Source organism: Phyllobacterium sp. OV277 (genome assembly GCF_900104355.1).
Lineage (GTDB): Bacteria > Pseudomonadota > Alphaproteobacteria > Rhizobiales > Rhizobiaceae > Phyllobacterium.
The window spans coordinates 447,402-460,983 of sequence record NZ_FNIY01000004.1 but is presented as its reverse complement, the minus strand read 5'-3'; the positions used below and the strand labels follow the sequence as shown (position 1 = coordinate 460,983).

At 56.0% G+C, this 13,582-nt stretch carries 12 protein-coding genes and 1 pseudogene; 11 read left to right on the top strand and 2 right to left on the bottom strand.

Going from position 1 to position 13,582, the window contains the following annotated elements:
* Nucleotides 1–3: 3 nt before the first annotated feature.
* Genes BLU05_RS16820 through BLU05_RS16795 form a run of 6 tightly spaced genes read left to right on the top strand, consistent with a single transcriptional unit; the run spans nt 4 to nt 6,620 of the window.
* Nucleotides 4–972 (top strand): ABC transporter permease, encoded by a 969-nt coding sequence (locus BLU05_RS16820; protein ID WP_091882203.1) that lies wholly within the window; start codon nt 4–6, stop codon nt 970–972.
* A 23-nt stretch (nt 973–995) separates the two neighbouring features.
* Nucleotides 996–1,955, top strand: a complete 960-nt coding sequence (locus BLU05_RS16815; protein ID WP_091882200.1) for an ABC transporter permease — start codon at nt 996–998, stop codon at nt 1,953–1,955.
* Between the two features lie 7 nt (nt 1,956–1,962).
* Complete coding sequence (locus BLU05_RS16810; protein ID WP_091882196.1) at nt 1,963–3,156, top strand: amidohydrolase family protein; 1,194 nt, start codon at nt 1,963–1,965, stop codon at nt 3,154–3,156.
* Nucleotides 3,156–4,649 (top strand): amidohydrolase family protein, encoded by a 1,494-nt coding sequence (locus BLU05_RS16805; protein ID WP_091882366.1) that lies wholly within the window; start codon nt 3,156–3,158, stop codon nt 4,647–4,649. Before BLU05_RS16810 ends, BLU05_RS16805 begins: the two co-directional genes overlap by 1 nt.
* Nucleotides 4,642–5,628, top strand: coding sequence for an ABC transporter ATP-binding protein (locus BLU05_RS16800; RefSeq protein WP_091882193.1), 987 nt, complete (start codon nt 4,642–4,644; stop codon nt 5,626–5,628). Before BLU05_RS16805 ends, BLU05_RS16800 begins: the two co-directional genes overlap by 8 nt.
* The gene (locus BLU05_RS16795) at nt 5,625–6,620 is read left to right on the top strand and encodes an ABC transporter ATP-binding protein (RefSeq protein ID WP_091882191.1); all 996 of its coding nucleotides are present in this window, start codon (nt 5,625–5,627) and stop codon (nt 6,618–6,620) included. The genes BLU05_RS16800 and BLU05_RS16795 overlap by 4 nt, the downstream gene beginning before the upstream one ends.
* A gap of 11 nt (nt 6,621–6,631) precedes the next feature.
* On the opposite strand, the gene BLU05_RS16790 is transcribed toward BLU05_RS16795, so the two are convergent.
* Nucleotides 6,632–7,309, bottom strand: a complete 678-nt coding sequence (locus tag BLU05_RS16790; RefSeq protein WP_091882187.1) for a GntR family transcriptional regulator — start codon at nt 7,307–7,309, stop codon at nt 6,632–6,634.
* A 127-nt stretch (nt 7,310–7,436) separates the two neighbouring features.
* Here BLU05_RS16790 and BLU05_RS16785 point away from each other — a divergent pair, with 127 nt between their 5' ends.
* Complete coding sequence (locus tag BLU05_RS16785) at nt 7,437–8,066, top strand: flavin reductase family protein (protein ID WP_091882185.1); 630 nt, start codon at nt 7,437–7,439, stop codon at nt 8,064–8,066.
* A 22-nt stretch (nt 8,067–8,088) separates the two neighbouring features.
* Nucleotides 8,089–8,832 (top strand): aspartate/glutamate racemase family protein, encoded by a 744-nt coding sequence (locus BLU05_RS16780; protein WP_091882184.1) that lies wholly within the window; start codon nt 8,089–8,091, stop codon nt 8,830–8,832.
* A gap of 101 nt (nt 8,833–8,933) precedes the next feature.
* Here the strand turns inward: BLU05_RS16780 and BLU05_RS16775 are convergent.
* Nucleotides 8,934–9,155, bottom strand: a pseudogene (locus tag BLU05_RS16775) (ISKra4 family transposase); the annotation flags it as partial.
* A 45-nt stretch (nt 9,156–9,200) separates the two neighbouring features.
* On the opposite strand from BLU05_RS16775, the gene BLU05_RS16770 reads away from it, so the two are divergent.
* The 3 genes from BLU05_RS16770 to BLU05_RS16760 all read left to right on the top strand — a co-directional run bounded on the left by BLU05_RS16770 (nt 9,201) and on the right by BLU05_RS16760 (nt 13,580).
* Nucleotides 9,201–9,713 (top strand): hypothetical protein, encoded by a 513-nt coding sequence (locus BLU05_RS16770; RefSeq protein ID WP_091882182.1) that lies wholly within the window; start codon nt 9,201–9,203, stop codon nt 9,711–9,713.
* Nucleotides 9,714–10,465: 752 nt separating this feature from the next.
* Nucleotides 10,466–12,568, top strand: coding sequence for a type VI secretion system Vgr family protein (gene tssI, locus BLU05_RS16765; protein WP_091882179.1), 2,103 nt, complete (start codon nt 10,466–10,468; stop codon nt 12,566–12,568).
* Nucleotides 12,561–13,580: a DUF4123 domain-containing protein gene (locus BLU05_RS16760; RefSeq protein WP_091882176.1), complete on the top strand. Its 1,020-nt coding sequence runs from the start codon at nt 12,561–12,563 to the stop codon at nt 13,578–13,580. The genes tssI and BLU05_RS16760 overlap by 8 nt, the downstream gene beginning before the upstream one ends.
* Nucleotides 13,581–13,582: the final 2 nt, after the last annotated feature.

Here is a 13,582-nt window from a genome sequence, read left to right as displayed (position 1 = left end):
CAGATGCTGGTTTTTATTGTGAGGCGCTTGGCAAACGCAATCCTGGTGATGCTCGCAGTCGCCATGCTCGCCTTCCTGATTTTCCGGCTTGCCGGCGACCCGGTTGAGCTTATGGCGAATGAACAGATGACGCAGGCGGATCGCGACAATCTGCGGGAACGTCTGGGTCTCAACGACGACCTGCCCACCCAGTACATCCGCTTTGTTGTCCATGCGGCTGAGGGCAATTTTGGTATCTCCTATCGCAATGGCCAGGATGTGCTGACGCTCATCGCCGACCGGTTTCCCGCAACCCTGGAACTGGTGCTGGTGGCAACGCTCATTTCACTGGTGTTCGGCATTCCTCTAGGCGTTCTGACGGCAATCAAGCGCGGCAAGTGGTATACGGAGGGCCTCCAGTTCCTCTCCATTGTCGGCGTGTCCTTGCCCAGCTTCGTCGTCGGTATTCTGCTGATCCTGGTGTTCTCGGTCAGCATGGGGTGGCTGCCGGCATTCGGACGAGGCGACGTCGTCAAACTTGGCTGGTGGTCAACGGGGTTGCTGACATCGTCGGGACGGGCTGCTCTCATTCTTCCATCGATCGCGCTATCGCTTTACCAGATCACGCTGATCATGCGGCTGGTGCGGGCAGAGATGCTGGAAGTGCTCCGGTCCGATTACATTAAATTCGCGCGGGCGAGGGGTATTCCCCGCGGGCGCATCTATTTCCGCCATGCCCTGAGAAACTGCCTCATGCCTGTTGTCACTATGACGGCGATGAATGTCGGCTCATTGATCGCCTTCGCGCTTATCACGGAAACCGTCTTTCAGTGGCCGGGCATGGGTATGCTGTTCATCCAGGCGGTGACATTCATCGATATCCCCGTGATGGCGGCATATCTGTGCATCATCTCCTTCATTTTCGTTGTTCTGAACATGCTCGTGGATATCGCCTATGCGGTCATCGATCCGCGTTTGCGCAGCACACGCTAGCCCCGGAGTTAGGGACCTGTCCGATGGCAACAGATGTATCGAAGACACCGAAAGTACCAAGGCCTGCGCGAGCGCCGCTTCTCAGGCGTATACGCAACAGCGACCTCTGGTGGTCGTTCACCCACAGCAAGGTGGCAATAGCAGGCGCCGTCATTCTGGCAATTCTGATCCTCTCGGCAGTGTTTGCGCCGTTGATCGCGGCGCAAAACCCCTATGACGGGGCACAGCTGGACATGTGGAAAGCGGAGCTGCCGCCCATCTGGGAGCAGGGCGGTGAATGGCCCTATTTGCTCGGAACCGACACGCAGGGCCGCGATATGCTCTCGGCTATCCTTTACGGGACACGTATTTCCATTTTCATCGGCATAGCGTCGGTTGCCCTGTCCCTGCTGATCGGCATGAGTGCCGGTCTGGTGGCGGGCTATTTCGGCGGCTTTGTCGACAATCTTCTGATGCGTATCGGCGATGTCACCTTGTCGATCCCCACCATTCTCGTGGCCATCCTGGTTTCGACGGTCGTTCGGCAAATGCTTCCCGCAGAACTCCGGGAAATGGGTGCGTCGGCCGTGCTGGTGTTTGCAATCGCACTGTCCGCATGGGTTCAGTATGCACGCACGGTCCGTGCCCAGACGATCGTGGAGTGCGGCAAGGACTATGTGCACGCAGCCAGGCTCATCAGAGTGCCGGCCCACCGGATCATGGCCAACCACATCCTGCCAAACACGCTCACACCGGTCCTGGTGGCGGCGACACTGAACTTCGGCATGGCTATTCTGACCGAGGCGACGCTGTCTTTCCTCGGCATAGGCATGCCACCCAGCCAGCCGTCGCTCGGAACCTTGATCCGCATCGGCAACCAGTTCCTGTTTTCCGGCTCGTGGTGGATCGTGCTGTTTCCCGTGCTCCAGCTTTGCCTTCTTGTTGTTGCGGTGAACCTGCTCGGCGACTGGCTGCGCGACGCCCTAAACCCGAAATTGAGGTAGACGACACATGACCAATCTATTGCTCCGTAACGTACGGCCCATGGCTGGCGACAGCTGTGATATCCTCATCAAGGATGGGAAGATTGCTGCTTTCGGTCAATTTGCGCCGGAGCCTGGCATGCCGGTCGAGGACGGAGGCAACTCCATTGTCATTCCGGGTCTTATCGACGCTCATACACATCTCGACAAGACGACATGGGGTATGCCGTGGCACGAGAACAACCGGGCGGCAGTGCTGCGTGAGCGCATTGATTTCGAACGTGAGAACCGCAGTGCGATCGGCATTGATCCGCACCGGCAGTCCATGCGCCACGCGATCGGGCTGGCGGCGCATGGTGCAACCCATATCCGCAGCCATGTTGACATTGACCCGACCCACGGCCTATCCATCGTGGAAGGCATCTGGGAAACCCGTGAGAAACTGCGCGGTATCATCGACATCGAAATCGTAGCCTTCCCCCAATCCGGTGTCGTGGTCATGCCGGGTACCGCCGAACTGCTGGACGAGGCTCTCCGGCAAGGTTGTGAGGTGCTGGGAGGCATCGATCCCTGCGGTATAGATCGCGACCCGAAGGGCCAGCTCGACACGATATTTGCGCTTGCCGTCAAACATCAACGGCCCATAGATATCCATCTGCACGAAATTGGTGATCTCGGCGCATTCACCATGGAACTCATTTTTGAGCGTATCCGTGCAAACGGCATGCGAGGTAAGGTCGCCATAAGCCATGCGTTCGCGCTTGGAATGAACGACTATCTGCGGGTTGGAAAGCTGATCGATGAACTCGCAGCGCTTGACGTGGCGATCCTTACCACGGGGGCTCCGTCTGCCACTGTTCCATCGGTCATGAGACTGAAAGAGGCGGGCATACGGGTGGGTGGCGGCTGTGATGGTATTCGCGATACCTGGGGGCCGTGGGGTCAGCCTGATATGCTCGACCGCGCCAAGATTATCGGCTTGAAGAATGGCCTGCGGAAAGACCGCGAACTTGAACATGTTCTTCATATCGTCTCGCAGGGCGGTGCTGACGTGATGCAGATTGAAGGATATGGCCTGCAAACGGGATGCACGGCTGACCTGACACTTCTGACAGGCGAAACTCTGGCCCACGCAGTTGTTGACGTTGCTCCGCGTCCACTGGTTATCAAGGGTGGACGTGTCACCGCCCGGCAAGGCCAAGCCGTTATGGACATGCCATGATCAAGCCCGGATTTGAAACGTTGAAGCTTGGCCGCAAACCCGAGGGGCGGACGCTGCTGACTGCCGATTGGGTGCTGGGTCATCATGACGGGTCTCATCGTCTTGTTCCCAGGGGAGAGGTTGTATTCGACAACGGAGAAATTCTGTTCGTCGGGCAGCACTTTCCGGGAGAGGTTGCACGCCGTGTCGATTTCGGGAAATCATTGATCAGTCCAGGCTTCATTGATCTTGATGCGCTCTCTGATCTCGACACCACAATTCTGGGCATCGACACGCATCCAGGTTGGTCCAAGGGGCGCGTGTGGCCGCGCTCCTATGTCGACGCTGGTCCCTATGAAATGTATATGCCAGAAGAACTCGCTCTCCAGAAGCGGTTTGCCTTTGGTCAACTTTTGCTAAATGGCATAACCACCGCGGCGCCGATCGCTTCACTGTTCTATCGCGAGTGGGGTGAGACTATTGCAGAGTTCGACGCCGCGGCGGATGCGGCGGGAGAACTCGGTTTGCGGGTCTATCTCAGTCCCGCCTACCGGTCGGGCGGCATGGTCCTTGAGAAACCGGGTCAAATCCTTCCGGTCTTTGACGAACAACGCGGCTTGCGTGGCTTGGAAGATGCCGTAGGCTTCATTGAGAGGCAGAGCGGACGCCACGGAGATCTTGTGCGAGGTATGCTTGCTCCGGACCGTGTCGAGACTTGTACAATCGGATTGCTTCAGCGCACCAATGCCGCAGCGCGCGCGCTTGGTTGCAAGATCCGTCTGCACATGGCGCAAGGCATCATGGAGGTTGAAACGGTCCGTGCGCTGCACGGTTCGACAGCGCCCGTCTGGCTCGCGACCAACGGACTCTTGAGTGAGCGGCTGATTGCACCCCATGCAACCAACGCAACTGACGAAGATCTCAGGCTCTACGCAGCAAACGGCGTGTCGATCGTGCATTGCCCGCTTGTGTCTGCCCGTGGCGGTAACACGCTGAATTCGTTTTCCGCATGCAGAACCCGTGGGATCAACATTGCAATGGGCACCGATACGGCGCCGGCTGACATGCTGATGAACCTGCTTGTTGGTCTAATGACCTCACGCATCAATGACGGCGCACCCGATCGGATACGCTGTGCCGATCTTTTTGATGCTGCAACGCTTGGCGGCGCGAGAGCGCTTGGTAGGACTGACCTTGGCCACCTTTCATCGGGGGCACGCGCTGACATTGCGGTGTTCGGCCTTGATGATGTGATAATGGCGCCGTCGATCGATCCGATAACAACCCTTGTTGCAGGCGGTTCGGGCAGGGTAACGCGGGCGACCTTTGTCGACGGGCGTCCCTCCATGTTGTTTGGTGAGGTTGCTGGCGTCAATATGAGGTCCGCGCGGGACCGGGTTCAGCAACAGTTCGATGGACTTGTTGCCAAATATCCCGAGCGAAGCTGGGCGCATCCGCCGGTCGCAGAAATATTCCCTCCAAGTTATCCAATAGAGAGCAGCGCACATGGGTGAAACAATAGATCAACCCATCCTTGAGGTTCGCAATCTCACGGTGGAATTTCCCGGCCGCCACGGGACGGTGGCCGCGCTTTCGGATGTGAGCCTCGGCATCCGAGCGGGCGAGATTCTCGGTGTGGTCGGTGAATCCGGCGCTGGAAAGTCGATGACCGGCCTGGCCATCCAGGGGCTGCTTGAGCGCCCCGGCCATATCAGCGGCGGCGAAATCTGGCTGGAAAAACGACGGATCGACACGCTTGATGACTATGAAATGGAAAAAATCCGCGGCCGTAAAATTGGCGCGATCTTCCAGGATCCGCTGACCTCGCTCAATCCGCTGTTTAGCGTCGGGGCCCAGCTGGGCGAGACGATCCGCCAGCATCTCAACATGAGCAAATCGCAGGCGAAGGCTCGGGCGATCGAATTGCTTGGAGAGGTCGGCATTCCTTCCCCGGACGAACGGGTCAACCACTACCCGCACCAGTTTTCCGGTGGAATGCGGCAGAGAGTGGTCATAGCCCTGGCACTCGCGGCGGCGCCCAAGCTGGTGATCGCCGACGAACCGACCACGGCGCTGGACGTGTCCATTCAGGCGCAGATCATTTCGCTGCTGCGCAGGCTGTGCAAGGAGAAGCGCACGGCCGTCATGCTGGTCACCCATGACATGGGTGTCATTGCAGAAGCAGCCGACAGGGTGGCGGTCATGTATGCCGGCCGGCTCATCGAGGTTGGCCCGGTCAAGCAGGTTCTGCACGCGTCGTCACATCCCTACACCCGTGGTCTCATGGCCTCCATTCCGGCACTTGCTGCCCGTGTGGAGCGGCTTAACCAGATCGACGGATCCATGCCCCGGCTCGACGCGATTCCAGATGGGTGCGCCTTCAATCCGCGCTGCAAATCGGTCGGGCCGCGCTGCATTCGAGAGCAACCTGAACTCAGGCCGGCGGGCGATGGCGCAAGCGCCTGCTGGCTCAACGCGGGAGGAACCGCATGACCGGGACCGGACAAAAAAAGCCAGCTTTTACAGCCGAACGTCTTGTCAAGACATTCGATCTCTCGGCACCATGGCTGAGCCGGGTTATCGAGCGCAAACCGCGGCAGCTTCTGCAGGCCGTCAATGATATCAGCTTTACCGTACCCGCCGGTGGATGCCTGAGCATCGTCGGAGAAAGCGGCTGCGGCAAATCAACGGTTGCGCGTCTTGTAACCGGACTGCACAAGCCCAGCAGCGGTCAACTTCGCTTCGCGCTGGGGCGCAACGGGGCACCGCTTTCGGTGCAGATGATCTTTCAGGACCCCTATGCCTCCCTCAATCCCCGCTGGCGTGTGAAGAACATTGTTGCCGAGCCGTTGCGCGAGATGAAACTGCTCAAAACCTCGGTTGAAATTACCGAACGCGTTGAGGAACTGCTCGAAACCGTCGGGTTGTCGGCTTCGGATGGCGAAAAATATCCCCATGAGTTTTCGGGCGGCCAGCGCCAGCGCATCTCAATCGCACGGGCGCTCGCCAGCGAACCTGAATTCCTCGTGTGCGATGAGCCGACATCTGCGCTCGATGTGTCGGTGCAGGCGCAGGTTCTCAATCTCATGCGCAAACTGCAGGACGAACTCGGCCTTACCTATCTCTTCATCAGCCATGACATGAGTGTTGTCAGGCACATGTCGGATCGCATTGCGGTCATGTATCTCGGGCGCATCGTTGAAGAAGGGGATACGGAAGAGCTGTTTGCCAATCCACGTCATCCCTATACGCGGCTTCTGCTGCAGACGATCCCCAACGTGCAGCAGCCGAACAGGGACCGGGTCGTTGGCGGCGGTGAGGTGCCGAGCCCGCTCAAACCGCCATCCGGTTGTACTTTCCACCCGCGCTGCCCGGTTGCAATCGGGCGTTGCTCGGCCGAGGTGCCCGAGGTCCGCACCCTTTCGGGCGGCACGCGTGTGGCATGCCACCTGGTCGAAGAACAGGCTGCACATGCGGCACGGTGATGGTCAGCGGTTCAGGCGAGCGCCGAGCGCAGATCGTGCGGAAGATCACGGATTTCGCTCAGATCGAGCTCAGACTCCACATGCTCAAGGTGGTGTTCCATGAGCCCTGTTGCTTTGGAAAGATCGCCGTTTGCGATTGCGTCGACGATTTCGGCGTGCTCGTCCGGCCCGCAATTGAAGCGGTTGGTGTTGCGGTAGACCGCCGTGATGAGGGAACTTCTTGCGATCAGATCGCGCATCGTGGCGAAAAGAAAGTCCGAATTCGCGACCTCTGCAAGCAAGAGATGGAAGCCGCCTGACAACTTGATGATATCGGTTGTGCTATCCTGCGCATTGGCAGTTCGTTCCTTGGAAACATGGGTTCGCAGCCGCGTGACATTGACCTTGGAGATTGATTTGCAAAGCCGCTCAACAATGCAGCGTTCGACCGCACGGCGCACAAAAAAGACATCCCGGGCTTCGTCCACCGAAGGCTGGCAGACAAATGCGCCGCGGTTCGGGATGATTGTGACAAGTCCATCCCGTTCAAGTGCAGCCAGTGCCTGGCGGATGCGGGCGCGGCTGACGTCGAAGATCGCTGCCAGTTGCCCTTCCTTGAGTTGCACGCCGGGTCGAAGCTTGCGCTCGGCAATAGAAAGCCATACCCGTTCAACAATCTGCTGTGTTGAAGCCCCTGCTTGTTCAGTCATCTACATGTCTCCCGATCATGACAGACAATCGCGATCAAACGGAAAATGTCAACTCGTTTTGTCTGCATTATTGTAGACAATAATTCTATTAATTGTATACTATATATAGCGAAACGGGAGAGTCGGAATGCAGTTTGATTTTACAGAGCTTGAGCCGGAGAGCCGATATCGTCTGCTGACGAATTTTATCGGCCCGCGGCCGATCGCCTTGGTAACCACCAGATCAAGCGCCGGTCGTAGCAATGCGGCTCCCATGAGCTTCTTCAATGTGTTCTCGCATGATCCGCCGATTCTGATCCTCGGCGTACAGCCACGGCCGTCCGGGGAAGAGAAAGACACGATCGCCAATATCCGCCGCACGGGTGAGTTTGCCGTCAACATGGTCGACATGAGTATGGCGCAGCAGATGCTTATTTGCGGGTTGGGTTTCGACAGTGAGGTGGACGAGCTGGAAATGGCCGGTCTGGAGGCTGCCGCATGCAACCAGATCGATGCCACCTATGCCGCCACGGCTCCCTGCGCCCTGGAATGCCGTGTCGAGCGCCTGATCGAATTTCCGAAGCGGGTGCTTGTCCTTGGCGAAGTCGTCCACATGCATGTGCGCCGTGATTGCCTCGATGCGGAGGGGCGCTACGTCAATCCGGACGTTTATCAACCCATCGCCCGTCTCCACGCCGATAATTACATCACCTCCGATCGACAGTTCGTTCTGGCGCCTCCGCCAATTGCCGATTTTATCAAATCCCGCCGCGACTGAGTGGCGCTGAAGGAACTCGACCGTGCATATTCTTCTCATCAATCCAAATTCCACCGCGTCCATGACTTCCCAGGTTCTGGAAAGCGCAATCCGAGTTGCCTACCCGACAACGCACATTACAGCGGTTAATCCTCTGGATACCCCGGTGAGCATTGAAGGTGGGGCCGATGAGGCTATGGCTGTTCCGTCAATGCTTTCCGAAATACGAAAAGGGCAGGCACAGGGCGTGGATGCCTATGTCATTGCCTGCTTTGATGATCCCGGTTTGCATGCGGCGCGTGAGATTGCGAGCGGGCCTGTTATCGGTATCTGCCAGGCGGCCATACAGATTGCGATGACGATCAGCCGGCGTTTCACGGTAATCACCACATTGCCTCGTTCCATCCCGATCATCGAAGATCTCGTAAGCGCCTACGGAGCGAATCACCATTGCCGCAATGTGCGCGCCATCAATCTGCCGGTGCTGGGACTGGATGAAGACCCGGTCGAGGCAGAGCGTCTGCTTGTGATGGAGATCGACAAGGCGAAGCAGGAAGACCGCGCAGAAGCGATCGTTCTTGGCTGTGCCGGTATGTCTCTGTTGTGTGACCGGCTCAGCGCTGCGACCGGTATTCCCGTCATTGACGGCGTCACGGCAGCCGTCAAGGTTGCCGAAGCGCTGGTCGGGGCGGGATATATGACATCCAAGGTAAATGGTTATGATTTCCCTCGGATTAAACCGCTTCCAGCAGCTTCCAGTGCGAAGCAGGCAAGCAATTCGGCCTAAGATCGGGCAGCTTAAAAGTACGTGTAAAAAATTCACACATCCGTTTGTTGGGAGCGTGGCGCGTAGCGGTCTCTTAGGGGGCCGTATAAAGTTGTGGGGCATCACGCGGCCGCTCTGCGACGGCGGTTCTGATCGGTGTGGTTTGCCATACCCGGATACCAACCCTCGAGGGTCGATCTAAGCGATCCGTCCAGTGTCTTTGTCCGCGTCTGCAATAGCAGATGCGCACCCTGCTTGGTCCATTGCATCTATTGTTTTTTGGCGAAACGCTTGCTGATAACGGTGTTCACCGTCGCTTCGACAAAGGCAGAGGATATCCGCTCCAACAGAGCCTTAGTCGCGCGATCTCCCCACGCTTGCCAATTAATATGGCCGGTGTAATTGTCCGCGGATCAAAGCCACAGGGTAAAAGTATGAAACTTTCATCTCGAATGATTAAAGACTATCCAAATTTATCAAAATGGATATCCGAAAATATTCCGAAGACAAAGTATAACACAAAGATATTCAAGGCGTTCATGCGGCACTCTCAGCTAAGCGAGGTGGCCGCCAACTCTGCTCTGACACTCGGCAGCCTGCCCACGATAGACTGCCGGGCTATGGTTCAAACACCCCAGAAACGAAAACCTGGCCACATGTTGAAAGGCCAGTTTGATCATAGGTACAAGAATACCGTTTTTATCGCATTGAGTGTTTGTGACAGTATCGAGAAGTCGGGCATATATGAAGACCCCGAAACAATGCGTCTTATGATTGAACGCACGGTTCTGCATGAGATGGTTCATTGGGGAGATTTCAAGGATGGCACGTCTCTCCCGGGGGAAGCAGGTGCTGAATTCGAGAAGGAGGCCTATGGAGGACGGTTAGTCCCCATATTTTGACCCTGCGAATGGCACATTGATGCCGTCGGGATATCGCGCGCCGAACATGTCTATTCGCGCCGCGTACCTCGTCTGGTCTTTCAAATGGCCAAGATCGCACGTTCGGGCCTATTGGTGTTGAGTTTCACCAGCTCCTAATGTGCTCAAGCCCAGTCAAATGTGGGCTCGAAAGAAAGCAAAGTGCAAGGGCAGTAGACATTTACGCAATTCGCTGAGTTCCATAAATTCCGTACTGCGATCCGTGGCATCGGATTTGGCGAAGCCTTTTGTTAATTGCATGGCTTTCGGTTCGAATCCTCTCAAGGCGTAGCATTTCAAGGGAGATTTCAGGTGAGGCATGGGTATGCATCGTCTATGCGTCGTTGTGGTAGCTGAACTAATGCCGACAATGACCGCTTTGAGGGATGAGATCCGACGGTCCGCTGCTACAACACTTAAGCAGTAGAATATCGTTGAACCCCGTCAGTCTCACTCTGACACCCGTACTCCAAACGGACTGGCTTGCCGTACAGCGGCCGACGTGATTGGCCGCAGACTTCGGCTACACCAAAGTGCATTAAATGCTTCAATTGATAAGCCATTGCCCGGGCGCAGAGAACAATTAGGTCAATGAAATGACATTTGTTCCCATTGATAGTGATCTTTTATAATTGATTGAACTATAGCGGATTTAACACTCGACGTAGCTTTCCCGACAACCTAAAAACAATCGAAAGAGTGTTGACCTAGACTTGAACTATGTTGAGGTGTGCATGGAATATGAGTTCTCGGACGCTGGTTTGATTCAGGCTGATCGCATTCTTCGCATCTCGACGTCGCTTGGTACAGATGTTCTTCTTGCTGAAAAGATGGATATTCACGAAGAGATCAACGGCTTGTTCGTGATCGGAATTGACGTCAAATCCAAGCAAACCGACATCAGGCCCGAAGAACTCGTTGGCACGTTGGCTGATGTTTCCATTGAGATCGCCTATGGCGAGCGCCGACCATGGAACGGACTTATAACGGGGTTTCGGGAAGGCCCGCCTGTTTCCCGAGGACTTCGCTCCTACAAACTGACCATCCGCCCGCAATTTTGGCTGCTGTCCCAGCGCTCGGACTGCCGCATCTGGATGGATATGACGACACTTCAGGTCGCTGAAACTCTCCTGTCCGAACATGGGATTAAGGCAGCCGTTACCGGCGGTGTTGTGACGCCTCCGGTCCCAATCCATTATTCCGTGCAATGGAATGAAACGGACCTTGCTTACCTAACCCGGCGTTTGGAATATGATGGTCTGTTCTACTGGTTTGAGCACAAGGATGGTGAACATACCCTTCACATGGCCAGTCATCCCTATGGCTATACGAAAGGGCCAGAAACCGATGTCAGGTTTGCGGCAGGCTCAACCGACAGGAATCACATCAGCGAGTTTGCCAGAGATTATCAATTCACGCCGGGAAAGCGCGCCGGAGGTGATTGGAATTTTGAAATGCCCAAGGGCCCGCAAGGGGCAACGACTCCCTCCCTTGTGTCACTGCCGAAGAATGCCGAGTACGAGCTTTTTCACTATCCATCAAAGGCCCTAGACCAATCCACCAATGATCAAGCCTCAAAATTGCGCATGCAGGCGGTCGAAGCAGACCACGAGAAGATCGAAGGACATTCGACCGTCAGAACACTGGCTGCAGGACGGCGTTTCAAGCCCTATGAAGTAGCACACGCCGATCATGTCTTTGAAGAGTATGTGGTCACCGCAATTGTCCATCATATAGTCGATCATTCCTACGAGACGGTGCAGGACGGTGAACTGGATTACAGCAATTCATTCATCGCGCTTCCCAGCCGGCTGCCCGCAACGCCGCATCGTCATACGCCCAACCCACGCGTTGATGGTTCGCAAGTTGCCATCGTTGCAGGCCCCCCGGGAGAGGAAATCCATCCGGACGAATACGGGCGGATCAAGGTCTGGTTCCCGTGGCAGCGCAACCGCACCAAAAAAGACGGTTCCGACACCTGCTGGATCCGCGTCATGCAATCATGGGCTGGAAGCACCTTCGGATCACAAATCATTCCACGCGTCGGCATGGAAGTCATGGTTACCTATCTCGAAGGCGATCCCGACCGCCCCGTCGTGACAGGTATAGTGCCCAATCCGAGCACCAAGGTACCGTATACGCTACCGGAGCATAAGACAAAGTCCGTATTCCGTACCAACACTCACAAGGGACAAGGTTTCAACGAGCTTTCATTTGAGGATGAAAAGGAAAAGGAAGAAATCTACATTCACGGTCAGAAGGACATGAACATAGACATTCTGCATGACCGTTCAAAAAATGTGGGGAACGACCAATCGGAAGATGTCGGGCGCAACAAGTCGATCAGTGTTGGCAGCAATCACACCGAGACGATCGGCATCAACAAAACGCTTTCGGTTGGCTCAGGCTTTTCGCGTACGGTGGGCCAGGTTTCGAGTGAACAGGTGGGCGTTTTTAAATCCACCTTTGTGGGTATGGATCAACTGGTAGTCGTTGGCGCTAATAAGCAGGAGAATATTGGTAGGAACTTGAATTATCTGGCGGGCGAAAACATTTCCATCGAGGCAGGCAAGGTGTTTGAAATCAAGGCAGGCGATACCTTCCGCGTAAAGGTGGGCGATGCGCGCCTTGAAATGGACAAGGGTGGCACTATCATTATCTCTGCTCCGCAAATGACGATTGCCAAGGGTGGTGGAGCACAATTGACCATAGGGCCAGGGCCGGTTCTCTATTCCCCGGCGCTTGTTCCGGGGAAGGCTCCAGTGCCACCCTCGCAGTGCCTGAAGAAGATGTCGGCGCAGGGTCCAGCCTTCGTCAAGGCAGGTTCGGATGAATAGCGATACTGTGGCGAGAGGCACTATTGAGAGTACCGAAGACAGTGAGTCCGCCGGGACAGCGACGTTTGAAGAAAGGCCCTTGCCGGCGCAGCTGAAGCAGCTGTTCAGCGATGTTCTCGACATACCAAAACCAATCTTTGCGGTTGTCGATGGCGGTCGTTATGGAGATTTGCCAAGGCAGTTAGACCATATGGGCTTATCCGGTCGTTCGCTATTCCTGGAACATGCAGATGTGGAAGTCGAGCGGGCAGGTGGCTGGCTTGTACCTGTTGATGGGAAAGAAGACCTTTACTGTCTTTACAGTCTGTCGGGCGAGATGGATTCCATGGTTTTCTGGTCATGTCCCTCCGGCGAAGATGCGCTACACCGGCATTTGCGGACTATCAACATGGTTATGATCCCATCGGATGCGATTCCAGGCTATGAACCGCTGCCCGCAAAAGAGGATGGTGTGTCACTAGCAGCCAGTGAGGAAAGCGTTCTGTTCCGGCATTGGGATCCGAGTGTTCTGGTCGCACTGTTGCCGCTCCTCGATGAAGCTCAGTTTGCCCGTCTGTTCGGTCCTGCCAGTCACATCATGATGTATGCACCCGATTATGGAGGTTCCCGTTCTGCACCACGACCGGCAGCGCTACCGATTGCGCCGCGCGGTCCGTTGCGGATCGATCCCCTGCAAATTGCCGAACTTCAACAGGTTCGCAGTGATGCTTCGCATATGCGGATCGCCCAATTCCTGCGAGACAATGATCCACAGGCTACAGCCGGTATGAATGACCGCGAACTGTTGCAGTTCGTGACAGCCAGCGAGAAGAACGGTGAAAGTTTTGGGCTGAAGGACGAGCGGGCCATTGGTTACTGGGCATGGCTGATGCTTAACAGCGAGAGTGAAATCGCAAGACGACCGTTCACCCGTGAATATCTGCAAGGTCACCCGGAGGACGGAACTCCGGATGATAAGATTTACAAATTAATGGATAATCTGTCCGACATGACCAACAAGACGGCAAAGTGAAT